Here is a 26104-nt window from a genome sequence, read left to right on the forward strand (position 1 = left end):
CGACGGGAAATCCAGTAGTGGCATCAACCGGTTCTTACCTCTCGTAATGCGACAAAATGACTGAGCAGCTCATGTGTTTCGACCAGCGGCAACCCCATCACCGCGTGATAACTTCCGGTTATCGTTCTGACGAAACAACCACCCTTGCCTTGAATTCCGTAAGCGCCCGCTTTATCCATCGGTTCGCCCGTGGCGATATAGTCGCAGATATCCTGTGGTGACAGATTACGGAACGTCACGTCGGTGACCACCAACTGGCATAAAACGCCCTGTTTATCGGCGATCGCCACGGCGGTCATTACCTGATGCTGTTTCCCGGACAAGGCTGCCAGCATCTGCGCCGCATGCTCTTCATCCCGGGGTTTTTCCAACACCTGGCCGTTCAACACCACGATAGTATCTGCGCCCAACACGGGCCAATCCTGTTGCGCCAGGGATACACCCGCCCTGGCCTTATCCTGCGCCAGACGGCGAACGTAATTTTCCGCCGCTTCCCCTTCCTGCCGCTGCTCTTCAGTATGCGTCAGAATGACTTCGAACGGTACGCCGAGCAGAGTCAGCAGTTCATGACGACGGGGAGAACCGGAAGCAAGGTAGAGCGAAAACATCGTTATAACCTCATTGTACGGCAAACTGACGGCGGATTTTGCGCATCAGCAGGAATAACCACGGCCAAAGCACGCCGTTGACCACACTACTCCAGAACACCTCGGGGCGGAAAGAGACGTTGATCACTAAAAACTCCGCCCAGAACACCACCACGTCCATAGCCAATGATAGCAGCACGACGATCAGCGCTTGCTGCCACAGTGCCATATTGCGGAATAATTGGAATTTGAACGCGACGAGATAGGCAATGATACCCATGGCCAGCGCACGTACGCCGAGCGTGGAACCCAGGATCAGATCCATGATCAACCCCAGGATAAACCCGGTACCGACGTTAACCCGATGGGGTAACGCCATCACCCAGTAAGTCAGGATCAGCAGCAGCCAGGATGGCCGGAACATGTAGATTTGCTCCGGCCACGGCATGATTTGCAGCACGAGTGCCACCAGGAATGACAACCAGATAATCCAGCGCCCGTTGCTGCGATAGCGATTCATCGGGTTGCCCCCGCCGGTGGCTGAACGGTACCGGTAGCGGGAGCTGGCAGCGGAGCCGGTGGGCCCATGGCATCGGCCGGTGGCAATACCTGCGGCATCATCTGCATCAGGCGTTCATTGGCGACACGATGAACTTCCTCCGGCGGCAGCGGCATGGTGCCGTTGCGATCGGCGCCCCACAGTAACAACAGATAGCGCAGACGTTGCAGACCCGCTGTTGGCCGCGCCTGGATCACGGTATAGGCGCGTTGGTTATCCACTTTTACCGAGGACACCACAGCTACCGGATACCCTTCCGGGAAGCGCCCCCCCAACCCGGAGGTGACCAGCACATCCCCGACGCGGATATCGGTATTGCCCGGCAGATGTTCCAGTTGCAGGTCATCCGTGCAGCCGCTGCCTGCGGCAATTACCCGGATATCATTGCGCAATACCTGGATCGGCAGCGCATGGGAAGCATCACAGATCAGCAGGACGCGGCTGGTCATTTTAGCCACCGCCACCACCTGCCCGACCACGCCTTTATCACTGATAACCGGCTGGCCTTCATACACCCCGTTGTCCGACCCTTTATCAATCACTACCTGATCGCTATAGGGGTCTGAACCGGTGGAGATCACCTGCGTGACCATTTTGTGTTCGTCCTGGCGCAACGGCGAGCCTAGCAGCTCACGCAAACGGGCATTTTCCTGTTTGAATTGGCCAAGAAGAAGATTATCGCTGTTTTTGAGTAACAGTTCCTGCCGCAGAGCACGGTTTTCCAGCTCTAGCTGTTGGCGGGTAGCCAGCGTTTCCGATACGCTGTCCAAAACTTTACGCGGCCCATTAGCCAAGAAGTAAAAAGGGCTGACGGCGGTATCCATGTAGTTTCGTATTTTAACGAACGTACCGAGCCGGCTGTCGGCAACGATCAGCGCAATCGCCACGATCACTGCCAGGAAAAGTCGTAGTTGCAGGGAAGGCCCCCTGCTAAAAATCGGCTTCATAAATTATGCACGTTCCTCGACAACAGAAAGGGGAACGCACCAGATGCCAGGTTAATGCCGTCATCCGCTACGCTCCCTCCGTTCTGGGGCTGCTCACTATTCTTCGCTGAACAAATCGCCGCCATGCATGTCGATCATTTCCAACGCCTTGCCACCACCGCGAGCCACGCAGGTGAGAGGATCTTCTGCCACCACCACCGGGATACCGGTCTCTTCCATCAGCAGGCGATCCAGGTTACGCAGCAATGCGCCACCACCGGTCAGCACCATACCGCGTTCGGAGATGTCGGAAGCCAGTTCCGGCGGGCACTGTTCCAGCGCAACCATGACCGCGCTGACGATACCGGTCAGTGGTTCCTGCAAAGCTTCGAGAATTTCGTTGGAGTTCATGGTGAACCCACGCGGCACGCCTTCGGCCAGGTTTCGGCCACGCACTTCAATTTCACGCACTTCGTCATCCGGATAGGCCGAACCGATACCGTGCTTGATACGTTCTGCGGTAGCTTCACCGATCAGTGAACCGTAGTTACGGCGCACGTAATTAATGATGGCTTCGTCAAAACGGTCACCGCCGATACGCACGGAAGAGGAGTACACCACGCCGTTAAGCGAGATCACCGCCACTTCAGTGGTACCACCACCGATATCAACCACCATGGAGCCGGTAGCTTCCGATACTGGCAGACCCGCACCGATAGCCGCAGCCATAGGTTCTTCAATCAGGAAGACTTCACGCGCGCCTGCACCCTGAGCGGACTCACGGATCGCACGGCGTTCAACCTGGGTGGCACCAACAGGTACGCAAACCAGTACGCGCGGGCTTGGGCGCATAAAGCTGTTACTGTGAACCTGCTTGATGAAATGCTGTAGCATTTTTTCGGTGACAAAGAAGTCGGCAATGACGCCGTCTTTCATTGGGCGAATAGCCGCTATATTGCCAGGCGTACGCCCCAGCATCTGCTTGGCGTCATGACCTACGGCCGCAACGCTCTTGGGCGAGCCAGCACGATCCTGGCGAATGGCAACCACCGACGGTTCATTCAGTACAATGCCTTGTCCTTTAACATAAATCAGGGTATTGGCGGTACCCAAGTCGATGGACAAGTCATTAGAAAACATGCCACGAAATTTCTTAAACATAACGAAAGGATAATCCTGCAAGCTGGGGGCGGAAAATAAAATCCGCCTACTTTACCAACCACACGAAGCAGCGACAAGGCGCAAAAACGTCCTACTTCGGTGAAAAATAGTCTGCGTTATTTGTGACCGAATGCACGGAAAGCGAATGGGGCCTGATATCCCTCAACAAAGGCTCAGCTAGCCACCAAGTCAACGTACCAAACGGCGTAACACAGCTCATAAAATCTAACATTTTTCCTGATTGTCACCGGTGGTAAGCACCTACTGACGCCCACAGGAAAAGACGGGCCATTCTACGTTAATTTTTGCCCGGTCATCAGGTTAAACACGATATCGACGCGAATATTTTTTGCGAGCTATGTCAATCGGCTCTGGCGAGGCGAAAAAGTCCCCCTGCCCACCGAGGATCCCGCGCTCTTTCAGCGTCTGCCATTCGTTGCGCGTACGCACGCTGGCGGCAAAAACCTTCGCTTGAGTGCCTTCACAGGCACCGGTCAGGCTCTGAACAAACAACTGATTCTCATCCCGCCGATCAATACTCCGCACCAACCCTGGGTGAAGCTTGACGATCTCCACCGGTAACGACTTGATATAAGAGGTACTAACCACCGTCAACCCGGCCTGAGAAACCGCCAGACGACAGCCCAATCCGGTCAGCAATCGCAGCACCGGACGCAAACGGTCGATATGTTGACACACATCTGCCTCTGCAAGTTCAATCAGAATTCGCCTGCGGTGACTTTTTTCACACTGTAACAGGGTATCGCGCAGCCAACGTTGAAAACTGCGCTGCAATAATGAATCAACGCATAGTGGAAATGCCAGCGTCTCTTCCGGCCACAGTGCCAATAAAGGAATAATCCGATTCATCTGCTGGCGGTCATAGCTTTCCGCCAACCCAAGCTGATTGACCAGCGGCATATACTCGGCAGGCAACAGTTCCTGTGCGCCATCATAAATCCGGCTCATGATTTCGCGGTGATGCACATCGCCTTCCACCGTCACCGCCGGTTTTTGATATAAACGAGGGCCGCCACGCGCCAGCACCTGTTCGAGCAGCGTGCGCCATTTAACGCTGCCGCGCCCTTTCTCTGGCACATCGCTATCATAAACGTACCAGCCGTTTTCGCCTTGCAGCACGGCATGGCGGGTCGCCTGTTCGGCGTAATCGATGATTTCTTCCGTGGTCTGCCCGCTCCGGTAGGCAACAATACCGATATGCAGGAACGCCTCACGGTCAATCAGCGCCGTTGAGGGCAAGGAGTCGATCGCGTTGACCAGTTGCGCCGCGATGCCGTCCGCTTCTTTCAGCGTACGGTGTGGCAACAGAACGGTAAAATCACTGTGGAAATAACGAGCCAGTAAGGCGGCAGGGTAACGCATGACAAAGGTGGACAGCAGGTTGACCAACGAATACATCAGCTCCTGCACCGCCGCGTTGCCGTGAATTTCACGTAGGGTATCGAAATCCGGCAGACGCACCATCATGACGATGCCATGTGATCCGACATCCTCCAACTGAGTAGTGAGCTGGTTATCAAAGAACAGGCGGTTATTAAGGCCGGTTTTGGCATCCTGAGCGGCAAAAGCACGGATCAAGGTATCGACCCGGCTGCGCTCCTCACGCGCTTCGGCCAGATCGGCCAGCAGGCAATCCAACGCACCGCTGACGCTGGCAGGCCATTCACGAACGTCGCCCTTCAGCACCTGTTCACGCTCGCCGTTGAGAATGCGCCGCGCCCGGCGCTCCAGACGATCTTCACCTACCGCCTGTTCGCGCAGCCAGCGTAAGCTGAACAGCAGGATCACCACCATGATGACGATCGACAGCGTTACCGCTGCCGTGGACTGCAATGAACGCACATCGCTGGCGAACGGATCGAGGTAGGTGACATTTACCCGGGTGCCCGGGTGATGCATCATGGTTAACGAGGTTTGGCGATAGCCAGTCAGCGATGCCCAGGGGGCTTTGATGGTCGGCAGGCTGTAGGAGAAAAGATTGCTGGTTTCGGTATCGACATGAATCGCCACGATGCCTAGCGGCCGCATCACCAAGGGCAGCCAGTTATCCTGAGTCTGCAGAGGTTGGAGCAGCATTGCCTGATCGATGGAGGTGGCCAGGGCTTCAAAACGGCGCTCGAGGCGCTCCTGAGTCACGTAAAAGAAACTGTATGAACACCCCATCAGCATCAAGAACATAGCCAATGCGACGAGCAGGGTGATTAAAGCAGAGAGTTTGGTTGTAAATCTCATCCCTGTGCCTTCTGCGCGATGATAAAATGAAGAGTCACCTTTTGATGTGCCAAGGCCCCGTTCCTGCTCGATTGAAAACAACGCAATACCCTGATATTAAAAATCATGAAGCAAATTCAATTTCTTTGCCAAGCATCAGGTTAGCTTTACAAAGCTATCAAGCCTGGCCGACGAAGAAAACCATTAAGCACTATTTTTTTGTCCTTTATCAGGACAGGCTTTTTTATTATGCATATAGTCAGACAATACTGAATCATACATTCATATAATATATGAAAAATGAGGAACAATGACATGCGTGTATTATTGTTGGAACAAGTTGGCGAAAAAACCCTGGCAAAAGTCAAGAATATTGATAGCGAACGGTTGCCAGAAGGGGATGTGACGGTCGATGTCAACTGGTCCAGCCTCAACTATAAGGATGCCCTGGCGATCACCGGCACGGGGAAAATCATTCGTCACTTTCCAATGGTGCCTGGTATCGATTTTGCCGGCCAGGTGCACAGCAGCAAAGACCCGCGGTTTAAACCAGGCCAGAGCGTAGTGCTCACCGGCTGGGGCGTTGGCGAAAATCACTGGGGCGGGTTGGGCGAACAGGCCCGCGTTAGTGGAGAATGGCTGGTACCGCTGCCAAAAGGGCTGTGTGAACGCAAAGCGATGATCCTCGGTACCGCCGGTTTTACCGCCATGCTGTGCGTGATGGCACTGGAAGAAGGCGGAGTGAAACCGGAGGACGGCGACATACTGGTCACCGGAGCCAGCGGCGGCGTGGGTAGCACGGCGGTCGCCCTACTGTCCGCATTAGGCTATAGCGTCACCGCCATCAGCGGGCGCGACAGCAATACCGACTATCTGAAATCCCTCGGTGCCAAAACCGTCCTGCCCCGTAGCGAGTATATTGAAACGCCGCGTCCGCTGGAGAAACAGCTGTGGGCCGGCGCCATCGACACCGTCGGCGACAAATTGCTGGCTCGCGTGCTGGCGCAGATGAATTACAACGGCACCGTTGCCGCCTGCGGCCTGGCGGGAGGCTACCAGTTGCCGACTACCGTGATGCCGTTTATTTTGCGTAACGTGCGTCTGCAAGGCGTTGATTCAGTGTTGACGCCGCTGCATCGTCGCCAAACCGCCTGGGAACGTCTGGCCGGTATTTTACCGGAAAGCTTCTATGAACAAGCCACGCAGGAAATTCAGCTGGAAGACGTGCCCGCCGCGGCCACTGCGCTGATGGACAATCAGATCACTGGCCGCACCCTGGTAAAAATCCGTTCATAATCTGTGGGGCGTCGCCTGCGGCGCCTGCTTATCCCCCACAACAAATTACCTCTCGTTTACCTCTCTTTACATCCATCCTCTCGCAGAAAGTTGGCTTTCACGCCATGCTTACAGCATCACTTGCGGAGAAAAAAATGAAACAACAGCGAAAACTGACCGAAGCCGATGTCACGCCGGAAAGCGTGTTCTATCAGCGGCGCAAAGTACTCCAGGCGCTAGGGATCACGGCCGCCTCGCTGGCTTTGCCCATCCAGGCACAGGCCGACTTGCTGTCATGGTTCAAAGGTAACGATCGGCCTCCAGCCCCGCCGGGTAAAGCGCTGGACTTCAGCAAACCCGAAATCTGGCAAGCCAATCTGCCGCTGACGCCTGAAGAGAAAGTCTCGGGTTACAATAACTTTTACGAATTTGGTCTGGACAAGGCCGATCCTGCCGCCAACGCGGGCTCCCTGAAAACAGCGGACTGGCAGGTAAAAATCGACGGCGAAGTCGGTAAGCCAATGACGCTGGATATCGACGATTTACTCAAGCGATTCCCGCTGGAGCAACGTATTTATCGCATGCGCTGCGTCGAAGCCTGGTCGATGGTAGTGCCGTGGATCGGCTTTGAACTGGGCAAACTGCTTAAGCTGGTCGAGCCCAACAGCAACGCACGCTACGTGGCCTTTCAAACGCTGTACGATCCAGAACAGATGCCCGGCCAGAAAGATCGCTTTATTGGTGGTGGCCTCAAGTATCCCTATGTCGAAGGTTTGCGCCTTGATGAAGCCATGCATCCACTGGCCCTGTTGACCGTGGGCGTGTATGGCAAGATGCTGCCACCGCAAAACGGTGCGCCACTGCGCCTGATCACCCCATGGAAGTACGGCTTCAAAGGCATCAAGTCCATCGTACAGATCACCCTGACTCGAGAACAACCGCCAACCACCTGGAATCTGTCTGCGCCCAACGAATATGGTTTTTACGCCAACGTGAATCCCCATGTCGATCATCCTCGCTGGTCGCAGGCTACCGAACGCTTCATCGGATCCGGCGGCATTTTGGATGTGAAACGGCAACCGACGCTGCTGTTCAACGGTTATGCCGAGCAGGTGGCCTCGCTGTATCACGGCCTCGATTTACGGGAGAACTTCTGAGTGCGCTTAACCCCCAAGCAGATCACCTGGCTAAAAGTAGCCATCTACCTGGCGGCGTTCCTGCCCTTTCTCTGGCTACTGTTGTCAGTCGATCAGGGCTGGTTCAGCGCCGATCCGGCGAAGGATATCCAGCATTTTACCGGCAGGATGACGCTGAAATTGCTGCTGGCCACCCTGCTTGTCACTCCATTGGCCCGCTATGCGCGCCAGCCGTTGCTGATCCGTTGCCGACGCCTGCTGGGTTTGTGGTGTTTTGCCTGGGGAAGCCTGCATCTGGTAAGCTACTCGACGCTGGAACTGGGGTTGAGCAACATTGGCCTGCTGGGGCGCGAGCTGCTGACCCGCCCTTATCTGACGCTAGGTATCCTCTGCTGGTTGATCTTGCTGGCTCTGGCGGCCACCTCAACCCTATGGGCGCAGCGCAAATTGGGGGCCAACTGGCAGAAGTTGCATAACTTCGTCTATCTGGTGGCGATCCTGGCACCGATCCATTATTTATGGTCGGTAAAAACGTTATCACCGCAGCCTTTTATTTACGCGTCGCTGGCGCTGCTGCTGTTAGCTCTGCGTTACAAAAAATTCCGCTCGTGGTGGCGCTAACCGCGCTAAAACCGGCAAGATTGACGGTAAAACCCCCTTACAGGGGCGCGGAAATTTTCTGTGTTCTACCCCTCATAATCCAATAGCGGCACTTGGTGTTTGCTGATTTAGGGTTGAATATCTTCGCTGATAAGACCAGTATTTAGCTGCGAATTGCCACGATATCGTTATAATGCCCGACCTTGTTCCTGTCGCAGCTGTAAAATCTGCGTGTAACAGGTGACAAATCGGTGACATCGGGTTATTTTCTACGATGATGGTTTTATTGCCGGAGATACCTGCACAATGGCGGATAAGTTTCACATTTTGCTTCTGAACGGCCCCAATCTAAATCTGCTGGGGACACGTGAGCCGGAAAAGTACGGCAGCGCTACGCTGGCAGAGATTGTTAACGGATTGGAAAACCAGGCGCTCGCGCTAGATATTACCCTGAGCCATCTGCAGTCCAACGCCGAGCATGCGCTCATCGATCGCATTCATCAGGCACGCGGCAATACGGATTTTATCCTGATTAACGCTGCTGCATTCACGCACACCAGCGTGGCGCTGCGCGATGCACTGTTGGCAGTGCAGATCCCGTTTATCGAGATCCACCTGTCCAACGTGTACGCTCGTGAGCCTTTCCGCCATCACTCATATCTGTCAGATATCGCGGTAGGCGTGATCTGTGGCCTCGGCGCGGATGGCTACACATTTGCTTTACAGGCAGCGGTTCGCCGTTTGTCAAAAACCCACTAATTGCTACACAAAAAGAGTACGGAATCACACTCATGGATATTCGTAAAATCAAGAAACTGATCGAACTGGTTGAAGAATCAGGCATTTCTGAACTGGAAATCTCTGAAGGCGAAGAGTCGGTTCGCATCAGCCGTGCCGCACCGGTGCAGGCTTACCCAATGATGCAACAGTACGCAACGCCAGCTCAGCAGCAACCTGCTCTGGCCGCCGCCGTTGCCCCTGCTGGCGCAGAAACCCCAGCAGCACCAGCGGCCATGAGTGGCCATATCGTTCGTTCACCAATGGTAGGGACCTTCTACCGCACCCCAAGCCCGGACGCGAAAGCCTTCGTGGAAGTGGGCCAGAAAGTGAACGCCGGTGATACTCTGTGCATCGTTGAAGCCATGAAAATGATGAACCAGATTGAAGCGGACAAATCCGGTGTGGTTAAAGCGATCCTGGTAGAAAACGGCCAACCGGTTGAATTTGACGAGCCACTGGTCGTCATCGAATAACGAGGCGCACCATGCTAGATAAAATTGTTATCGCCAACCGTGGCGAGATCGCGCTGCGTATCCTGCGCGCTTGTAAAGAACTGGGCATCAAAACCGTTGCCGTTCACTCAAGCGCCGACCGCGATCTGAAACACGTTCTGCTGGCGGACGAGACCGTTTGTATCGGCCCTGCACCGTCGGTTAAAAGCTATCTGAACATCCCGGCCATTATCTCCGCCGCCGAAATTACCGGCGCCGTGGCGATCCACCCGGGCTATGGCTTCCTGTCCGAGAACGCCGACTTTGCCGAACAGGTCGAGCGCTCCGGCTTTATCTTCATCGGTCCACGCGCCGAAACCATTCGCCTGATGGGCGACAAGGTTTCGGCCATCAACGCGATGAAAAAAGCTGGCGTACCTTGCGTACCTGGCTCCGACGGCCCGCTGACCGATGACATGGACAAAAACCGTGCCTTCGCCAAGCGCATCGGTTATCCGGTGATCATCAAGGCTTCCGGCGGCGGCGGCGGTCGCGGCATGCGCGTTGTGCGCGGCGACAAAGATCTCGAACAATCCATCTCCATGACCAAAGCGGAAGCCAAAGCGGCTTTCAACAACGACATGGTGTATATGGAGAAGTACCTGGAAAACCCACGCCACATCGAAATTCAGGTGTTGGCAGATGGCCAGGGCAACGCCATCTATCTGGCTGAGCGTGACTGCTCCATGCAGCGCCGCCACCAGAAAGTGGTCGAAGAGGCACCAGCGCCGGGGATCACCCCAGAGCTGCGCCGCTACATTGGCGAACGCTGTTCAAAAGCCTGTGTGGAAATCGGCTACCGTGGTGCGGGTACCTTTGAGTTCCTGTATGAGAACGGCGAGTTCTATTTCATTGAAATGAACACCCGTATCCAGGTGGAACACCCGGTTACCGAAATGATCACCGGCGTGGATCTGATCAAAGAGCAGCTGCGTATCGCTGCCGGTCAGCCGCTGTCGATCAAACAGGATGAAGTGAAGGTACAAGGCCATGCGGTGGAATGCCGTATCAACGCCGAAGACCCGAACACCTTCCTGCCAAGCCCAGGCAAGATCACCCGCTTCCACGCTCCTGGTGGTTTCGGCGTGCGTTGGGAATCTCATATCTACGCTGGCTATACCGTGCCGCCGTACTATGACTCCATGATTGGCAAGCTGATCACCTACGGTGAAAACCGTGACGTGGCGATTGCCCGCATGAAGAACGCCCTGGCTGAGCTGATCATCGATGGCATCAAAACCAACGTTGAACTGCAGCAAAAGATCATGACCGACGAAAACTTCCAGCATGGTGGCACCAATATCCACTATCTGGAGAAGAAGCTGGGTCTGCAGGAAACCTGATAACAAAAAGCACCGCATAACCCTCTATACGGTGTCAGATTGATGACAAAGTCCTGGCGGCGACGCCAGGACTTTGATCTCATTAGGTCAGTGCAAAAAAATGAACTACCTACCATACTCAAAGACCCCTTCCCCCTGACAGTGGCAACCCCGCTATTGAACCTGTTCGCCTGATTAAAATCTGCTGGGCTATCGCTTTGACATTCCCAATCAATGCCGTCTGGCCAAGAGAATCCAGGTTAATCTCACCTATCGCTAGTGCCTGCATATGGGTCTGACCGACAAGGTACCAGAATCTTCGAAGTGGTATTTTGATGATCCTAACTTTTGTATTCCATTCCTCCATGCCAAATCAAAGATATAAATCTATTTTTAATTTAATAAAAAGTTTAAATATCTATATTTTATTTATTTTTTAGAATAAAATTCTTTATTTATATTATTGATGTAACTTTACACTCTATTTTTGGTGGCATTTTTTCCCTTTTTTTTTGAGAATCCTCCAATATTAAAAACATTTCCATTTTTTATTACTTTGTTTAGACTGTTTATCGTCTGTTAAATGAAGTCGTTCAGATTTTAAAGTTAATGCTTTTATGGGATTGGGATATATAAATGGAGGTCACTTCCTGAATATAAAAAAACTCAAATGGATGGTCGGAGTAATAGGTTTATCATCGGTGAATGCATTGGCTGGCGTGCCATCAAGTGATGTAAAAGTAACCGGAGAAATAGCCTCATCTCGTTGTGAAATTATTGCACCTAATAATGGAGTGTATGATTTTGGGAAAATAAAACTGCCAACCGGATCCGATAACCCAGTCAGCTTGCCTGATATGACCCAATCTTGGCGGGTGAAGTGTGACAACGCGACGTATCTGGAAGTTATTCCGCAGGATAACCGAAACAGGGCTGCCAATGGCATAAGTACGCCATATTTTAGCCTTGGGGGAAATGGTGTTCATACGCTGGGTAATTACAGATTAGGGGTGAGTAACGCTCAGATTGACCGAGCAGTAGCCATGTCACAAACTGCCGGGCAAGCCCAATCGCGGAGCGGTGTTATGCCACTTATCCCCGGTATGCGTACTCGTTGGTTGATGCCGGAAAACGTGATGCGGGCGGGAAGAGTCTTCTCCCTGGATATCACGGTTTCCCCACGGTTGACAATTCCTCAAGGCGCCGTGACGGAAGCCGTGTCACTGGATGGTTCTGTGACGTTAGATTTTATCTTTGGTATATAAGAACACATTCTATTTAGGCTCTGTGACGTTGAATTTCATCCTTGATATATAAGAACGCCCTCCATTTATTTCTCTTTATATAGAGGAGGTGCGCTTTTATACTCATTGCTGTAGGGGAAACCTGGTCGGTAATAAAGTATAGAGAGGGATTATCACTCTCTGGTCTTGCCTATGCCCGATGGTGGGCGGCGAATATAATTTAATGAACTATATGGATATTTTTATGAAAAAAACAATGATTTCTGGTGCGATCATTTCCGTTGTAATGATGAGCATGGGGACAGCGATGGCGGCAAATATGTCGCCAGAATTAAAAGTGAAAGGGCAGATGGCCGTACCTTCTTGCCAGGTTTCAATCGCTAATGATGGCGTTTATGATTTGGGAAAAATCTCCAATTCATTGATTAGTCCTAACAAGGATACCTCTTTGAAAACAATGAGTAATAATCTAAATGTTATCTGTGAAGCTGACACCTTCTTGAGCTTCACCGTCGTTGATAATCGTGCAAGTACGTCCAGTTCAACCGCAAGTACCAGTTTCGGTCTCGGGAATGTGAACGGCGACGGGAAATTAGGCTATTACAAAATGAAATTGAAAAGTGCTGTAGTTGATAGTACCGCCACATCTCTTTATAGCGCCAATAAAGGTAGCTCTTCATTTTCTGCAACATCAGAGACCTATATTGATAAAAACAAAGTAACCGGTTGGGCAAAATCGGGAAATGTTCAGGCTAGTGGTAAGCATTTCATGGCTCTTATGAGTATGGAGCCCGTACTGGCGTCGTCAAGCGTTATGGGTGGCCCGATTTCGGATAATGTCAAACTGGATGGCTCAGCCACGCTGAACTTTAGCTACGGTCTCTGATCTCTACTACGGATAAATACGCTTCCTGATTATTAAGGGAAGGATATACATAAGGATACTTATTGATGAAAAAAAGCGTGCTGAAAATAACAGCCCTTTCATCGCTACTGCTTTCTGCTGCGACGCTAGCGGCCCCAAGCGCTGAGATCAAAGTGACTGGCGAATTGATTACGCCAACATGTGACGTGACGCTGAATAAAAATGGCGTGTTTGATTATGGCAAGATCAACCAAACGCTAATCAATGATAAGCAACCGACCTCGTTGGGAAATGATTTAAACGATACGGTAAAAGTGCAGTGTAGTGCTCCTACTCCATTGACATTCAAACTAACAGATAATCGGTTAGGCACAGCCAGTATGGCTGGGAGCAAATATTTTGGCCTTGGTAATGTAAACGGTAGCGGGAAACTGGGCTATTACACCCTAAATACGGGGGCTGGTTTTGTTGATGGGCAACCAGCCGCAATAATTGTGGTGTCGCCAAACGGAACGATCTCGGGTGCGCCAATGTCCTCGACGCTTGAGCATAGTGGTCAACGCCTTGGTTGGAGGGCTATGGGCAATCCTACGGAGCTGGCTATCGGGAAACAATTTGAGCTTCCTCTAACTTCAAAAGCGTTCTTGGCAAAAAAGAGCGAGATGCAGGGTGGCATTAGTGAAGATGTAAGCCTGGACGGTTCTGCCACCTTGGAGTTTGGCTTCGGGCTATAAATTTCGACAGGCCATGTTTTAGGTTAATTGAGAGGGGGATATTTCCCCCTCTGTTTATGTCGACGCAGGTCGGAAAATCAAGGGAACATATCTGCCCATGAGGCAAAAGACATCGGTGGTATGGGTGTTGTCGGCCCTGCTGATGGCGCGTGCGGGGGCCGCTGGATTTGATGTGAAAACCCTTGAACAACTGGGCTATAACGCGGATATCGCCGAGTTTTTTTCGACATCACGGTTTTTACCAGGGGTTCAGCGGGTCACGCTGGAGGTGAATGCTGCACAACGCTATCAGGAAGAGGTCCGTTTTGGTCAAGAGGGAGAGCTGTGCCTGGATGCACATTTAGCCGAAACGCTGCGTTTGCACCTGACATCACCTCTTGGGAACTGTGAACGTATTGGATCACGCTGGCCACAGGCCCAGGTCCGAGTGTTTCCCGGCACCTTCCGTGTAGAGATCACTTTACCGGAAGAGGCATTTGATCCGGACAAGCTGCGCAGTGAGCAGCGTGGGGGTTATGCCGTCATGCTGAATTATGATCTGTACGGTAACCGCACACAGGGCAGTTATGGCAACCAGCAATCGTGGCAAGCCATGTTGGAGCCAGGCCTGAATATCAGCAACTGGGTGGTCCGTAATCGTTCCAGCTACAGCAAGAGTGAGTTCGGGAGCCAGCTGGATGTGTATGAGACCTCGGCGACGCGGGATTTTCCAAACTGGGGGGCATTTGCGCAGGTCGGGGAGTTCAGCGCCGGTGGCGCATTGAGTGGCGGGGTGCCTATCACCGGTTTGCAACTCTCCAGCGAACGTTTCCAACTTTCTCATGCAACCTTGTTAGTCCCCCTACAAGGCACAGTATCAAGCCAGGCGACGGTGGAAGTTAAACAACGTGGACAGGTGATGTATCGCACGTTGCTGCCTGCGGGCCCTTTTACGCTGGACAACCTGGGTCAGGCTAGCGCAGGGGTAGAAACACAGGTCACTGTGACCGATGCCGAGGGGTATCAACAGCGTTTTACCGTGACTCCGAGCTTCGGCGGTGGGCAAGATCGGCAAGGCGGCTATCAGTTCGCTGTGGGACGCTACCGTATCCAGGGGGGGCAGCAAGACTCCGCTTCTCCGCCAGCGTTGTTGATGGGAGAGAAACAGTTCAGTTTAAGTGGCTCCCGGCAGATGGGCGTGGGGGGGCTGGCCTCGGCCAAATACCAACGGCTGGCTTGGCAGGCGGGCCTTGGGGATGAACTGGGTAATTGGTTATCCGGTAACGTGGTGTACAGCCGGGGGCGCCAACAGGGTATGCAACTAGATGCACAGGGACAGGTGGCCGTGAGCCAGAACCTGTCGTTATCCCTGACTTCACAGTATCGCACCCTGGGATTCCGGGATGCGGATGAATCATTGCGTCAGCCTGTGGGCAGGCCCGAAGAGTATTCGGGCTCACGCTTGCATTATACCGGGGGGCTGGCTTTGTCCTGGAATACCCAGGCATGGGGAGCGTTTACCTACAGTTTATCCCATGAACGGTATTACCACGACAATACGCCAGGCTGGATGCAAACGCTGGCCTACAACAAAAGGCTGGGGACGGCGATGTTGAACCTGAGTGTGCAATCCTCGCCTCACGATCGCGCTGTCGTTTATGCCGGGGTGAATTTACCGTTCGGTGGAGGGAGTGTTAATAGCCGTCTGCAACTGCGCAGGAACAATCAAATGACGCTGGGAAGCAGCTGGCAGGGCGCTGTCGGGGAACAATTAAGTGGAACTCTGGACATCGCCCGGGATAGTAGCGGCGAGTATCAGACCAGTGGCAACCTGAGTGGAAATACCGCCTACACCCGTTTGTCGTTGGGGGCATCGCGTTCCAGTCAGGGGACTTTCTCGCAGTCTTTGATCTCTTCGGGTTCGATGGGCGTGGCCAACGGTACCTGGGTGACATCACCTCAACGTGTGGGCGATACCTTGGTGGTCGTCAGCGTGCCAGGACAGTCTGGCACCAGGGTGACAGGCGCAGGTGATGGCATCACCGATTTTGCCGGTGATGTGTTACTGCCCTCGGCCACCCCCTATATGCCGTTAAAAGCGCAAATAGATACCTTGTCATTACCGTTAAACCTACGCCTGGACAGTACGGCTCTGGAGCTGGAACTGGCGCGCGGTACCGTGGCGAAAAGGCAATTTAGAGTCACCGAGGTCCACCAGTTATTACTGACTCTCCGCGATGAGCAGGGGAACATATTGCCCACAGGGGCATCTGTGCATGATGAGAAAGGGCAACTGTTGGGCACCCTGATTGGTGAAGGCAACCTTATGCTAATCAATGAAGATATTGGCAAATCATTGCGCGTGCGTCGCGTCAATAGGAATGAATGTCAGGTGAGTTATGACGTACCGACGGAATTTGACCCGTCGGTATTGTATGAGGAACGAGACGCTGTCTGCCGTTAGACCGTTGTTGCACACAATAATCAAGAGTCATCAGATAGGATAAAACATGAACAAGAGAATGTGGTTCTTTAGTCGAATTATCGGCACTATATTACTGATTGCGGTGGGAATGCCCTCTGCCCTAGCCTCTTTCCAGTTAGAAAGTATGGGGATAGTGTTGGAGGAAAGTACCGGGCGGACAAATTTCAGTATCAAGAATACGACCTCTGAGCCAATTTTGCTGGCGACCAAGGTTGAAGACCTGGATGGCAAGGCGTTTGGCAAGTTGGTCCTGGTTTCACCGCCGATTGCCCGGATTGAGGCTGGCCAGAGCCAACAGGTGAATTTTGTGCTGAAGCAGGGGACGGTGTTACCCCATGAAGTGATGCTGAAGGCGTCCTTTGAAGGGGTAGGCCAGGCGGTGGATAACAGTGCGCGTATACCGGTACGCCAGAGTATTGGGCTGATTGTGCAGCCGAAAGCGGTGGCGGTGAGCAAAACCCCTTGGGAAGATCTGCAACTGACTCAAACCGGGACGACCCTGATGGTAAAGAATACCGGCTTGCATGTGGTGCGTTTATCCCCTCAGCTAACCCTGTTGCCATCAAAGCAAATCGCAGCATTGGATAATTACTACCTGATGGCGGGTGAAGAAAAGAAACTGACCGTATCAGGTAAGGTCACCTCCGTGAGCATCACTCCGCTGAGCCGTTATGGTTTTAAACAGAGCGATGTCACGTTACCCGTGAAGTAAGGGGCCAATGGAAACCTGGCGCAGATCGCACCTTTTATTGCGTAGACAGCATAAAAACCGGCCAATCCTGGCCGGTTTTTTTATCCACATGGCAACATAACGGCTTGGCAAAACCGTCCCTTGTCGTAAAATCCCCTCCTTTGCCAATCCATCACCGTAAACCCCTTGGAGGCACGGATGGAACAACGCTTTGTTCAAGCTAACCGCGAAGCACGCTGGGCACTGGGCCTGACGCTGCTTTACCTGCTGGCCTGGTCGCTGGCGGCCTATCTGCCAGACAGCAACGCCGGGATCACCGGGCTGCCGCACTGGTTCGAAATGGCCTGCCTGCTGGTACCGCTGCTGTTTATTGGCCTGTGCTGGCTGATGGTACGCGGCATCTTCCGCGATATCCCCCTGGAGGATAGCGATGCAAACTGAGGTCATTCTGCCGCTGATTGCCTATCTGTTGCTGGTGTTTGGCCTGTCGGTGTATGCCTATACCCGTCGCCAGAGCGGTAACTTCCTGAGTGAATATTTCCTCGGCAACCGTTCGATGGGCGGCTTTGTGCTGGCCATGACGCTGACCGCCACCTATATCAGCGCCAGTTCGTTTATCGGTGGGCCTGGTGCCGCCTATAAGTACGGCCTTGGCTGGGTGCTGCTGGCGATGATCCAACTGCCCGCCGTATGGCTTTCACTTGGCGTGCTGGGGAAAAAGTTTGCCATTCTGGCACGGCGCTACAACGCCATCACCCTTAACGACATGCTGTTCGCTCGCTATAAGAGCCGTTTGCTGGTGTGGCTAGCTAGTCTAAGTCTGTTGGTCGCCTTCCTTGGGGCGATGACGGTCCAGTTTATCGGCGGTGCCCGCCTGCTCGAGACTGCGGCGGGCATTCCTTACGACACCGGCCTGCTGATATTTGGTATCAGCATTGCGCTGTACACCGCGTTTGGCGGCTTCCGTGCCAGCGTGCTGAACGATGCCATGCAAGGGCTGGTCATGCTACTGGGCACGATATTGCTGCTGGTTGCGGTGATCCACGCGGCGGGCGGCTTGCACAGCGCAGTTGATAAGCTGCAACAGATCGATCCGGCGTTGGTCTCACCGCAAGGCGGCGATCAGATCCTCAGCCTGCCGTTTATGGCTTCGTTCTGGATCCTGGTGTGCTTTGGCGTGATTGGCCTGCCGCACACCGCCGTGCGCTGTATCTCGTATAAAGACAGCAAAGCCGTGCACCGTGGCATTATCCTCGGCACCATTGTGGTGGCCATTCTGATGTTTGGTATGCATCTGGCTGGCGCCCTGGGCCGGGCGGTGCTGCCGGATCTGAAGATCCCCGATCAGGTGATCCCGACGTTGATGATCACCGTGCTGCCCCCTTACGCCGCAGGGATTTTCCTGGCCGCACCGATGGCGGCGATCATGTCGACCATCAATGCGCAGCTGCTGCAATCCTCTGCCACTATCATCAAAGACCTCTATCTGGGCGTACGTCCGCTGCAGATGAACAATGAGAAGATGATCAAACGCTTCTCCAGCCTGACTACGCTGATCCTCGGCCTGTTGGTGCTGCTGGCCGCCTGGCGTCCGCCAGAAATGATCATCTGGCTGAACCTGCTGGCGTTCGGCGGGCTGGAGGCCGTATTCCTCTGGCCGTTGGTGTTGGGCCTGTACTGGGAACGCGCCAACGCGCAGGGCGCTCTTAGCTCAATGGTCACCGGTGCGTTATGCTATACGCTATTAGCCAGCTTCGATCTGCACCTGGCCGGATTGCACCCTATTGTGCCCTCGCTGTTAATCAGCCTGATGGCGTTTTATCTCGGCAATGTCTACGGCGAAAAACGCCAGTTGGCGTCGTCCTTACCCTCTTGAGAGAATTGTTATGCCTTGGATCCAACTAAAACTGAACACCACCGGCAGCCAGGCAGAAGACCTGAGCGATGCGTTGGTTGAAAGTGGCGCGGTGTCGGTCACCTTTCAGGACACCCACGACAACCCGGTGTTTGAACCGCTGCCAGGCGAAACCCTGCTGTGGGGCGATACCGATGTGATCGGCCTGTATGATGCCGAAACCGATATGGCCGAAGTGGTCGCCATACTGGAACAGCATCCGCTGTTGGGCAGCGGTTTCCGCCACAAAATCGAGCAGTTGGAAGATAAAGACTGGGAACGTGAGTGGATGGATAACTTCCACCCGATGCGTTTCGGCGAGCGCCTGTGGATTTGCCCAAGCTGGCGTGACGTGCCCGATCCGGACGCTGTGAACGTCATGCTCGACCCTGGCCTGGCGTTTGGCACCGGCACACACCCAACCACCGCGCTTTGCCTGCAATGGCTGGATGGATTGGATCTGGCTGGCAAAACCGTCATCGACTTCGGCTGTGGCTCCGGCATCCTCGCGATTGCCGCGTTAAAACTTGGTGCCGCACGCGCCATTGGCATCGATATCGATCCCCAGGCCATTCAGGCCAGCCGCGACAACGCGCAGCGTAACGGCGTTTCAGAGCGCCTGGAGCTGTACCTGCCAAAAGACCAGCCGGCCGATCTGCTGGCCGATGTGGTGGTGGCGAACATTCTCGCCGGCCCACTGCGTGAGCTGGCACCGCTAATCAGTGATCTGCCAAAACCCGGCGGCTATCTGGGCCTGTCAGGCGTACTGGCAACCCAGGCCGCCAGCGTAGCCGAAGCCTACCAGGATAAATTCAACCTCGACCCGGTGGCCGAGCGTGAAGAATGGTGCCGCATCACCGGCCAACGCAACTAGTTACATTTTCCCCACCTGCCAAAAACCATCGGAAATTTAAACAGTTCCGATGGTTTTTCCTTTTCCTAAGAATCCGCCAGTTTATCCCGACACTTGCTGGGCGTATTCTCCAGCCCGGAGTGAAGGTGGCCCGCAGCATATGAGCCGCCCACCCAGGATAATTGGTATCTTCATTGGACAAGGATTAGGAAATGAAAGGAAAAATGTTGCTTGCCGCCCTGTTGGCCGCCAGCTTCTCGATCGGTGCCGCAGAACATGCTCATTGGGGTTATGAAGGCCAGGAAGACCCGGCGCATTGGGGCAAGCTTTCACCCGATTTTTCACTGTGTGAAACCGGTAAAAACCAGTCCCCGGTCAACATCCAGGGCGCGCTGAAAACCCAGCACGGCAAGCTTGAGCTGGCTTTCCAGCCGGGCAAACAGCAAATTGTCAACAACGGACACACCATCCAGATCAACGTCAGCGAAGGCTACACCCTACGGTTGGATAACGACACTTTCACGCTGCAACAATTCCATTTCCATGCCCCGAGCGAAAACGAGATCGACGGCAAGCAGTTCCCACTGGAAGCGCACTTTGTCTACAAGGACAAAGACGGTGCCCTGGCAGTGCTGGCTCTGATGTTCCAGCAAGGTAAAGCCAATCCGCAACTGGCACAGGCCTGGCAACAAATGCCTGCCGTCGTCGATCAGACCACTGCGCTGAACAAGCCGTTGGATATCAAAGCGTTGCTGCCGAAACAGTTTAACTTCTACCGCTTCAGCGGTTCACTGACTACGCCACCTTGCTCTGAAGGGGTCAGCTGGTTGGTGCTAGATCAGCCTGTAAGCGCTTCTGCCGAACAAATCAGTCAATTCCACTCGGTAGTCCACCATGACAACAATCGTCCGATACAGCCGCTGAACGGCCGCGTCATCGTCGATTGATCTTTGCCAGCTACCACTGCCGCTGCCCTCACCAGGGTGGCGGTAACTGCCAGCACCATTCTTGTCGATTTGTCAAAGTATTAAGCTGACAATGTTACAAATAACCTGATGTTACGATCTGTTATTGCCAGCGGGTAAAGATAAAATCCTGCCGTTAATGGAATATTTTAGCGCACGCAAATTAAGCAAAATAATCCAACATATTGTTAAATAACCACAATATTCTCACCAAGGGGGCATAAGCGCAGTTTTATTGCCCAATAACTGGCGATTGGTCAAAGTTTGGCCTTTCATCTGAATGAAAAAATGCGTAATATACGCGCCCTTGCGGACACAGTATGGTCACTCTTTGTCTATGCGCATTGGACACCACCAGTTAACAAATTGCCTGATTGCGGCCCCGATGGCCGGCATCACAGATCGCCCATTCAGAACCTTATGTCATGCAATGGGTGCTGGGATGGCTGTATCCGAAATGCTCTCCTCCAACCCGGAGGTTTGGCGCACGGATAAGTCACGTCTGCGTATGGTACATAGCGATGAACCAGGGATCCGTTCCGTGCAGATAGCCGGATGTGATCCTGATGATATGGCTGCCGCGGCGCGCATTAATGTGGCCAGCGGTGCTCAGATCATCGACATCAATATGGGGTGCCCAGCCAAGAAAGTGAACCGGAAGCTTGCAGGGTCTGCGTTACTGCAGTACCCGGATCTGGTTAAGCAGATCCTCCTCGCGGTGGTTAACGCGGTGGATGTGCCGGTAACACTTAAGATCCGTACCGGCTGGGAACCAGAGAACCGTAACTGTGTAGAAATTGCCCAACTGGCCGAAAATTGTGGTATACAGGCCCTGACGATTCATGGCCGAACCCGTGCCTGCCTGTTCAACGGCAACGCGGAGTACGACAGCATTCGGGCAGTTAAGCAGAGTGTCGCTATTCCGATCATCGCGAATGGCGACATTACTGACCCGCATAAAGCCAGAGCAGTGCTCGACTACACTGGGGCTGATGCCCTGATGATAGGCCGTGCTGCTCAGGGGAGACCCTGGATCTTCCGGGAAATCCAGCATTATCTGGACACTGGGGAGCTGCTGCCACCGATGCCACTTGGCGAAGTGAAGCGCTTGTTACTAGGGCATATTCGGGAACTGCACGGCTTTTACGGCCAAGGCAAGGGATTCCGGATTGCTCGAAAGCACGTCTCTTGGTACTTACAGGAGCATGCCCCTAATGACCAGTTTCGGCGCACATTCAACGCCATAGAGGATGCCAGCGAACAGCTGGAGGCGTTGGAGGCATATTTCGAAAATCTTGCGTAACAAAAAAGAGCTGACAGAACTATGTTCGAACAACGCGTAAATTCTGACGTACTGACCGTTTCAACCGTGAACTCACAGGACCAAGTGACTCAAAAGCCTCTGCGTGACTCGGTTAAGCAAGCACTGAAGAACTATTTTGCTCAACTGAACGGTCAAGACGTTAACGATCTGTATGAGCTGGTACTGGCTGAAGTTGAACAGCCACTGTTGGACATGGTGATGCAGTACACCCGTGGCAACCAAACCCGCGCTGCCCTGATGATGGGGATCAACCGCGGTACACTGCGTAAGAAATTGAAAAAATACGGCATGAACTGATAACAATCAGTTAAGATGTTGAAAAAAGGCGCTTTTACCTCATGGGTCAAGCGCCTTTTTCTTTGTCTGCTGATACCGGCCTGTCAGAAACGCCAGGTGGCCGAAAGGTTGCCCGCTACCGAGTCATAGCCAGAACGGAACAGCTCGCTCTCTACCCCCACGCCCAGCTCCACATCCCTATTGATTTGATAACGAACCCCGGCTTTCACCCCCATGGAGCTACGCCCAACCACCTGATTCTGGTTGCTAAAGCTCGCCGCGCGGTAGCTGGCGAAAGCGGCCTTTTGCGACACAGCGCTATCCAGCAACTCGTGATCCCAGGTGAGTTGCAGATCGGCGGCGATAGCAGCGCCCGAAGAGAGCGGCAGATCCCAACTGCTATTTACCCCAATGCTTGAGCGGAGCGAATCAAAGGTGCTCGAACCTAGCGCCAAGCGACTACTGTCGTTGCCCGTTTCTGTCACGCTTGGGCGATGCAGGGTAGTGTAATTCAGTGCGGCCACCGGGCCAGCGCTCCATTGGTCATTCAACGCCCAACGATAACCGCCACCAGCAGCAACAGAACCCGCCAATCCGGTCCAACTGGCATGTTGGTTCGCCTGATAAGTTTCGATGTTTATGCGGCGATCCAAGCGGCTATCTTCAATGCCAAACCGACCATTGCCGAATAGATACATCCCCGCTCGCCGATCGGCGGCATAACGGGCCTGGATACCCAGATCGAAAGCCGTAGTTTTACCGCTGGCGTTTTCCGGCGATTTTACCGTTACCGATTGCCCACTGACCGCACCATGGAAGCCATAAACCCAGTCGCTATTCTGTTCGCTATGCTTTTCAGCACCGAAGACTATGCCGTAGCTGCTGGCATCATAGCCAACCCGATCACCTTCGCGTTGCTGCCAAAAACCGCCGCCAAAGGGTATGGCAAAACTATGCCATTCGCCTGCAACCTGCTGCTCTGGCGTGGTGGGATGAGAACCGCTGACGATCCGCGTAATCTGCTGTTCACGATTGAGAGAGCTGGCGAACATCGCACTGTACGCAGCTGGAGAGAGCTGTGGCAAAGCGCTGCTGATGCTGCCACCGTCGGCGGCAGAAAAGTCCAGCGTCCGGTACAGTGGCTGGATGTCTGCCCCCGCGACCGACACAATGTGGTCCAGCGCCTGGCCGACCTGCCGCGCATTGCGGTCCTGCGCATACTGGCTGTAGGCGTTGTCAGCACGCAGCATCGCGAGTTGCCAACGATCCTCCCCCTGCGGCGTTGCCTGCAAGGTCAGCGTAGGTGAACTGAGCAAACCGTTCACCGTGCGGAATTCTCCGCTATGCGAGGTGGTTTTCAGCACATCGCCCGAATCCAGCCGCCAGTCTGTCGCGTACCAGTCTGGCTGCGGTGCAAACGTGAGTTGACCGTTAAATTCCGCATGGCCATTAACCACGAGAGTATCGTGTCCACCCCGGCCATCGACCTCCAACAACAACTGCCCCTTCTCGCCCTGTTGATAGAGGCCGGTTATCTCGATTTTCCCCAGGGAATTACCCGGTGCGAGAACACCATCATTCACAAAGCGCCCCGCCGGGTTCAAGGTATAATCGCTGTTGCCCGCCAGCGTGGAACCTGGTGCGATAGACATGCTGTAAATCTGGTGGTGACCATTAAGCGAAGTGAGCCCCCCGCGAGTACTCAGCGCCAGATTGTCGATACCAGAGATATTTCCTCGGTAGTCGAACCTGAAATTGGGGTCTGGTTGATCGGTGGCCTGCCCTTGCGAATTCGCCATACGCCCAAAGGTAAACTGGGTCAGACGCTGCTGCCCATAACTATCCAACTCGTCATAATGAGAGTAGATATTACCTTCCAGCCGAGCACCGTTTAATATATTAATATTGCCGACCAGTGCGTTCGGCGAGATATAAATCGCCGCACCTTTAGCGGCAACCCGGCCGCTAATATCAACATTATTTACCAGCGCTCCCTGTAGCTCCGGCAATAACGTTACAGCCTCCCCGCCAACATCATGTATCCAGGACCCCCGGTAATCCGCATCGTTGCCCATCAAGTTATTGCCAAAATCAAAACTGAGGGCCACACCATTAGCTCCCAACGCTTGAACTTCGCCACGCTGAATAAGATTATGGTTCTTGCCATAAGCAAACATCACGCCGCGGCCATTGATCCCATCTGCGTAGACGCGAGTGCCAGGCTCAACGCTCAGCGTGTTGTTTTGCCCATCGATACGAATACCTGCCCCACCGAAACCCTGCGTTAACAAGTCCGCTTGCTGAAAGATGTGGTTATTGCTGCCGTAAACATGCAGGCCAACGCCCAATGTCGCGGTATTATACTGCCCTGCAATGTAGCCATCGCCCTGCTTGTTACGTAAAAAGTAACCATGTCGATTAACCAGCGTCTGCCCATCACCGTAAAGCGAAAAACCGAAGAAATTACGCCGATCGATCTGATAATCCATGTCCTGCAATAACGCCAGCTCGGCTTCCATAAACGTGGTGTAGTTGCGGTAATCCTGGTGGCTCATCATGCTGTTTTTCAGCTCGATATGGCTCATATAATTATCATCAACCCAGCCATCGTCATCCAGCATTTTCACCGGAACACCGGGCATGGCCCCTGCCAGCACTTGATCCACATGTTTACCCGCGAAATACCCCTTATCGAGGCGCACATCAAAGCCTTGCGGATCCCATGAGTTATTACATCCCTCGCATAATATTACCTGACCTGGCCGAGCAGGGTTTCCATTGTCATCACGCAGATGCGCAGTCCAGGAACCAAAAGGCAGATCGGTGTCAAAAGCCGGGGTAAATGTCCCCTCCCCAGCCCAATCGGTGACCATATTAGAGATACCCAGCCCATGAGCCAATTCATGAACGGCAACACTGACCAGATCCGTTTTTCCGGAACGGGGGAGTTGCGCAGGGACATAGGGAATATTATCAAAATCCAATTTGCCCATCATAAATTGGCCATGAGAACCGAGGGTTAACTCGCCGGTATCAACACCGTTCAAAGCCCCCTGCAATTGGGTCATGCTGATTACGCCATCGGTTACGGTTACCGACTCGCTGGAACCTGCAGCGTTCACCTCCTCAAAAGTGCCTACGTTGATGATGGCAGGTAATTGATCGGGTCTGGGGGTAATAATCTCAGCCCAGTACCGCATGGCATCCAGTATTTTTTCTTTCTGCTGACGATTCAGGTCCCAGGTCGACTCAATTGGCCGCGGAAAGTCCGGCATAAAAGGGCCATCACCCACATCAAAGAAACGTACCTGGAAGACAGCAACATTATTGGTGTTATAAACTAGATAGCTGTCCCCGGCGTAGCTATGGTGACTGGCGAAAAAACTGGTTAACGCCGCCGTGATGAAAAGCTTTTTCAAATCAACCATCCTTTGTCTGCAAAGAAAGGAACCATTTCCTTCTAATATAGAAAGTCATACTTCCTCTAAACAAAGAGTAAATAGATCAAACAAGAGACGCCAAATGGCCCACAGACAGTGATATTGGCGACGTATTACCCACCCACTCTCACACCCACGTTTTGTGTGGTATAATCATGAGCACGAGAGCCCCCTTTGCTGGCAAGCAGCCGTCCTTCCGAAGCCTGATAGCAATGCGAGCCGCCCTTCGAATGTAAAGGTTTAGTCAATGGCTAAACGATTGTCATGACTGGGTGTCAGAGTATG

23 protein-coding genes are annotated in these 26104 nt (G+C 53.4%); 17 read left to right on the forward strand and 6 right to left on the reverse strand.

Annotated features, from left to right (window positions below; genetic code table 11):
• Window positions 1-23 precede the first annotated feature (23 nt).
• The 5 genes from ABIE29_RS21205 to csrD all read right to left on the reverse strand — a co-directional run bounded on the left by ABIE29_RS21205 (window position 24) and on the right by csrD (window position 5486).
• Window positions 24-608 carry a Maf family protein gene (locus ABIE29_RS21205; RefSeq protein ID WP_024483771.1) on the reverse strand — a complete coding sequence of 195 codons (585 nt, stop codon included), beginning with the start codon at window positions 606-608 and terminating at the stop codon, window positions 24-26.
• 10 nt (window positions 609-618) lie between these two features.
• Window positions 619-1107 carry a rod shape-determining protein MreD gene (gene mreD / locus ABIE29_RS21210; protein WP_024483772.1) on the reverse strand — a complete coding sequence of 163 codons (489 nt, stop codon included), beginning with the start codon at window positions 1105-1107 and terminating at the stop codon, window positions 619-621.
• Entirely contained in the window at window positions 1104-2093 is a 990-nt protein-coding gene (mreC, locus tag ABIE29_RS21215) for a rod shape-determining protein MreC (protein WP_429621043.1), read from the reverse strand. Before mreC ends, mreD begins: the two co-directional genes overlap by 4 nt.
• A 96-nt stretch (window positions 2094-2189) precedes the next feature.
• On the reverse strand, window positions 2190-3233 hold the full coding sequence (mreB, locus tag ABIE29_RS21220; protein ID WP_021180765.1) for a rod shape-determining protein MreB: 1044 nt from the start codon (window positions 3231-3233) through the stop codon (window positions 2190-2192).
• Between the two features lie 321 nt (window positions 3234-3554).
• Window positions 3555-5486, reverse strand: coding sequence for an RNase E specificity factor CsrD (csrD, locus tag ABIE29_RS21225; RefSeq protein WP_429621045.1), 1932 nt, complete (start codon window positions 5484-5486; stop codon window positions 3555-3557).
• A gap of 294 nt (window positions 5487-5780) precedes the next feature.
• Here csrD and ABIE29_RS21230 point away from each other — a divergent pair, with 294 nt between their 5' ends.
• From ABIE29_RS21230 to fis, 17 genes are all read left to right on the forward strand, one after another.
• The gene (locus ABIE29_RS21230; protein WP_429621047.1) at window positions 5781-6761 is read left to right on the forward strand and encodes an MDR family oxidoreductase; all 981 of its coding nucleotides are present in this window, start codon (window positions 5781-5783) and stop codon (window positions 6759-6761) included.
• A 134-nt stretch (window positions 6762-6895) separates the two neighbouring features.
• On the forward strand, window positions 6896-7897 hold the full coding sequence (msrP, locus tag ABIE29_RS21235) for a protein-methionine-sulfoxide reductase catalytic subunit MsrP (RefSeq protein ID WP_429621049.1): 1002 nt from the start codon (window positions 6896-6898) through the stop codon (window positions 7895-7897).
• Window positions 7898-8497 carry a protein-methionine-sulfoxide reductase heme-binding subunit MsrQ gene (gene msrQ, locus ABIE29_RS21240; protein WP_429621051.1) on the forward strand — a complete coding sequence of 200 codons (600 nt, stop codon included), beginning with the start codon at window positions 7898-7900 and terminating at the stop codon, window positions 8495-8497.
• Window positions 8498-8782: 285 nt separating this feature from the next.
• Window positions 8783-9235, forward strand: coding sequence for a type II 3-dehydroquinate dehydratase (gene aroQ, locus ABIE29_RS21245; RefSeq protein ID WP_024483777.1), 453 nt, complete (start codon window positions 8783-8785; stop codon window positions 9233-9235).
• Window positions 9236-9267: 32 nt separating this feature from the next.
• On the forward strand, window positions 9268-9729 hold the full coding sequence (gene accB, locus ABIE29_RS21250; RefSeq protein WP_429621054.1) for an acetyl-CoA carboxylase biotin carboxyl carrier protein: 462 nt from the start codon (window positions 9268-9270) through the stop codon (window positions 9727-9729).
• Between the two features lie 11 nt (window positions 9730-9740).
• Window positions 9741-11090 (forward strand): acetyl-CoA carboxylase biotin carboxylase subunit, encoded by a 1350-nt coding sequence (gene accC / locus ABIE29_RS21255; RefSeq protein WP_429621056.1) that lies wholly within the window; start codon window positions 9741-9743, stop codon window positions 11088-11090.
• Window positions 11091-11686: 596 nt separating this feature from the next.
• Window positions 11687-12334: a hypothetical protein gene (locus tag ABIE29_RS21260; RefSeq protein ID WP_429621058.1), complete on the forward strand. Its 648-nt coding sequence runs from the start codon at window positions 11687-11689 to the stop codon at window positions 12332-12334.
• Between the two features lie 223 nt (window positions 12335-12557).
• Window positions 12558-13199, forward strand: coding sequence for a DUF1120 domain-containing protein (locus ABIE29_RS21265; RefSeq protein ID WP_429621060.1), 642 nt, complete (start codon window positions 12558-12560; stop codon window positions 13197-13199).
• A 65-nt stretch (window positions 13200-13264) separates the two neighbouring features.
• On the forward strand, window positions 13265-13912 hold the full coding sequence (locus ABIE29_RS21270; protein ID WP_429621062.1) for a DUF1120 domain-containing protein: 648 nt from the start codon (window positions 13265-13267) through the stop codon (window positions 13910-13912).
• Window positions 13913-14009: 97 nt separating this feature from the next.
• Window positions 14010-16355, forward strand: a complete 2346-nt coding sequence (locus tag ABIE29_RS21275; RefSeq protein ID WP_429621064.1) for a fimbria/pilus outer membrane usher protein — start codon at window positions 14010-14012, stop codon at window positions 16353-16355.
• A 46-nt stretch (window positions 16356-16401) separates the two neighbouring features.
• A complete protein-coding gene (locus ABIE29_RS21280) occupies window positions 16402-17088 on the forward strand; it encodes a fimbria/pilus chaperone family protein (protein WP_429621066.1) in 687 nt (228 codons plus the stop codon).
• Window positions 17089-17265: 177 nt separating this feature from the next.
• The gene (locus tag ABIE29_RS21285) at window positions 17266-17508 is read left to right on the forward strand and encodes a YhdT family protein (protein WP_024486310.1); all 243 of its coding nucleotides are present in this window, start codon (window positions 17266-17268) and stop codon (window positions 17506-17508) included.
• Window positions 17498-18943, forward strand: a complete 1446-nt coding sequence (gene panF, locus ABIE29_RS21290) for a sodium/pantothenate symporter (protein ID WP_429621068.1) — start codon at window positions 17498-17500, stop codon at window positions 18941-18943. Before ABIE29_RS21285 ends, panF begins: the two co-directional genes overlap by 11 nt.
• A 10-nt stretch (window positions 18944-18953) precedes the next feature.
• Complete coding sequence (prmA, locus tag ABIE29_RS21295; protein ID WP_429621070.1) at window positions 18954-19835, forward strand: 50S ribosomal protein L11 methyltransferase; 882 nt, start codon at window positions 18954-18956, stop codon at window positions 19833-19835.
• Window positions 19836-20026: 191 nt separating this feature from the next.
• Window positions 20027-20761, forward strand: a complete 735-nt coding sequence (locus tag ABIE29_RS21300) for a carbonic anhydrase (protein WP_429621072.1) — start codon at window positions 20027-20029, stop codon at window positions 20759-20761.
• A gap of 355 nt (window positions 20762-21116) precedes the next feature.
• Window positions 21117-22082 carry a tRNA dihydrouridine synthase DusB gene (gene dusB / locus ABIE29_RS21305; RefSeq protein ID WP_429621075.1) on the forward strand — a complete coding sequence of 322 codons (966 nt, stop codon included), beginning with the start codon at window positions 21117-21119 and terminating at the stop codon, window positions 22080-22082.
• Window positions 22083-22103: 21 nt separating this feature from the next.
• Window positions 22104-22400, forward strand: coding sequence for a DNA-binding transcriptional regulator Fis (gene fis / locus ABIE29_RS21310; protein ID WP_000462905.1), 297 nt, complete (start codon window positions 22104-22106; stop codon window positions 22398-22400).
• Window positions 22401-22483: 83 nt separating this feature from the next.
• Here fis and ABIE29_RS21315 read toward each other — a convergent pair whose 3' ends face one another.
• Window positions 22484-25807 (reverse strand): autotransporter outer membrane beta-barrel domain-containing protein, encoded by a 3324-nt coding sequence (locus ABIE29_RS21315; protein WP_429621077.1) that lies wholly within the window; start codon window positions 25805-25807, stop codon window positions 22484-22486.
• Window positions 25808-26104: the final 297 nt, after the last annotated feature.

It is taken from the genome of Serratia sp. 2723, from assembly GCF_050434425.1.
Lineage (GTDB): Bacteria > Pseudomonadota > Gammaproteobacteria > Enterobacterales > Enterobacteriaceae > Chania.

Coding starts and splice junctions, on each gene's coding strand:
- aroQ (WP_024483777.1), top strand. CDS start 8,783: ATGGCGGATAAGTTTCACATTTTGCTTCTGAACGGCCCCAATCTAAAT.
- prmA (WP_429621070.1), top strand. CDS start 18,954: ATGCCTTGGATCCAACTAAAACTGAACACCACCGGCAGCCAGGCAGAA.
- accB (WP_429621054.1), top strand. CDS start 9,268: ATGGATATTCGTAAAATCAAGAAACTGATCGAACTGGTTGAAGAATCA.
- dusB (WP_429621075.1), top strand. CDS start 21,117: ATGCGCATTGGACACCACCAGTTAACAAATTGCCTGATTGCGGCCCCG.
- mreB (WP_021180765.1), bottom strand. CDS start 3,233: ATGTTTAAGAAATTTCGTGGCATGTTTTCTAATGACTTGTCCATCGAC.
- ABIE29_RS21260 (WP_429621058.1), top strand. CDS start 11,687: ATGGGATTGGGATATATAAATGGAGGTCACTTCCTGAATATAAAAAAA.
- ABIE29_RS21270 (WP_429621062.1), top strand. CDS start 13,265: ATGAAAAAAAGCGTGCTGAAAATAACAGCCCTTTCATCGCTACTGCTT.
- accC (WP_429621056.1), top strand. CDS start 9,741: ATGCTAGATAAAATTGTTATCGCCAACCGTGGCGAGATCGCGCTGCGT.
- panF (WP_429621068.1), top strand. CDS start 17,498: ATGCAAACTGAGGTCATTCTGCCGCTGATTGCCTATCTGTTGCTGGTG.
- mreD (WP_024483772.1), bottom strand. CDS start 1,107: ATGAATCGCTATCGCAGCAACGGGCGCTGGATTATCTGGTTGTCATTC.
- ABIE29_RS21230 (WP_429621047.1), top strand. CDS start 5,781: ATGCGTGTATTATTGTTGGAACAAGTTGGCGAAAAAACCCTGGCAAAA.
- ABIE29_RS21280 (WP_429621066.1), top strand. CDS start 16,402: ATGAACAAGAGAATGTGGTTCTTTAGTCGAATTATCGGCACTATATTA.
- mreC (WP_429621043.1), bottom strand. CDS start 2,093: ATGAAGCCGATTTTTAGCAGGGGGCCTTCCCTGCAACTACGACTTTTC.
- ABIE29_RS21265 (WP_429621060.1), top strand. CDS start 12,558: ATGAAAAAAACAATGATTTCTGGTGCGATCATTTCCGTTGTAATGATG.
- ABIE29_RS21275 (WP_429621064.1), top strand. CDS start 14,010: ATGAGGCAAAAGACATCGGTGGTATGGGTGTTGTCGGCCCTGCTGATG.
- ABIE29_RS21285 (WP_024486310.1), top strand. CDS start 17,266: ATGGAACAACGCTTTGTTCAAGCTAACCGCGAAGCACGCTGGGCACTG.
- csrD (WP_429621045.1), bottom strand. CDS start 5,486: ATGAGATTTACAACCAAACTCTCTGCTTTAATCACCCTGCTCGTCGCA.
- ABIE29_RS21300 (WP_429621072.1), top strand. CDS start 20,027: ATGAAAGGAAAAATGTTGCTTGCCGCCCTGTTGGCCGCCAGCTTCTCG.
- ABIE29_RS21315 (WP_429621077.1), bottom strand. CDS start 25,807: ATGGTTGATTTGAAAAAGCTTTTCATCACGGCGGCGTTAACCAGTTTT.
- fis (WP_000462905.1), top strand. CDS start 22,104: ATGTTCGAACAACGCGTAAATTCTGACGTACTGACCGTTTCAACCGTG.
- msrP (WP_429621049.1), top strand. CDS start 6,896: ATGAAACAACAGCGAAAACTGACCGAAGCCGATGTCACGCCGGAAAGC.
- ABIE29_RS21205 (WP_024483771.1), bottom strand. CDS start 608: ATGTTTTCGCTCTACCTTGCTTCCGGTTCTCCCCGTCGTCATGAACTG.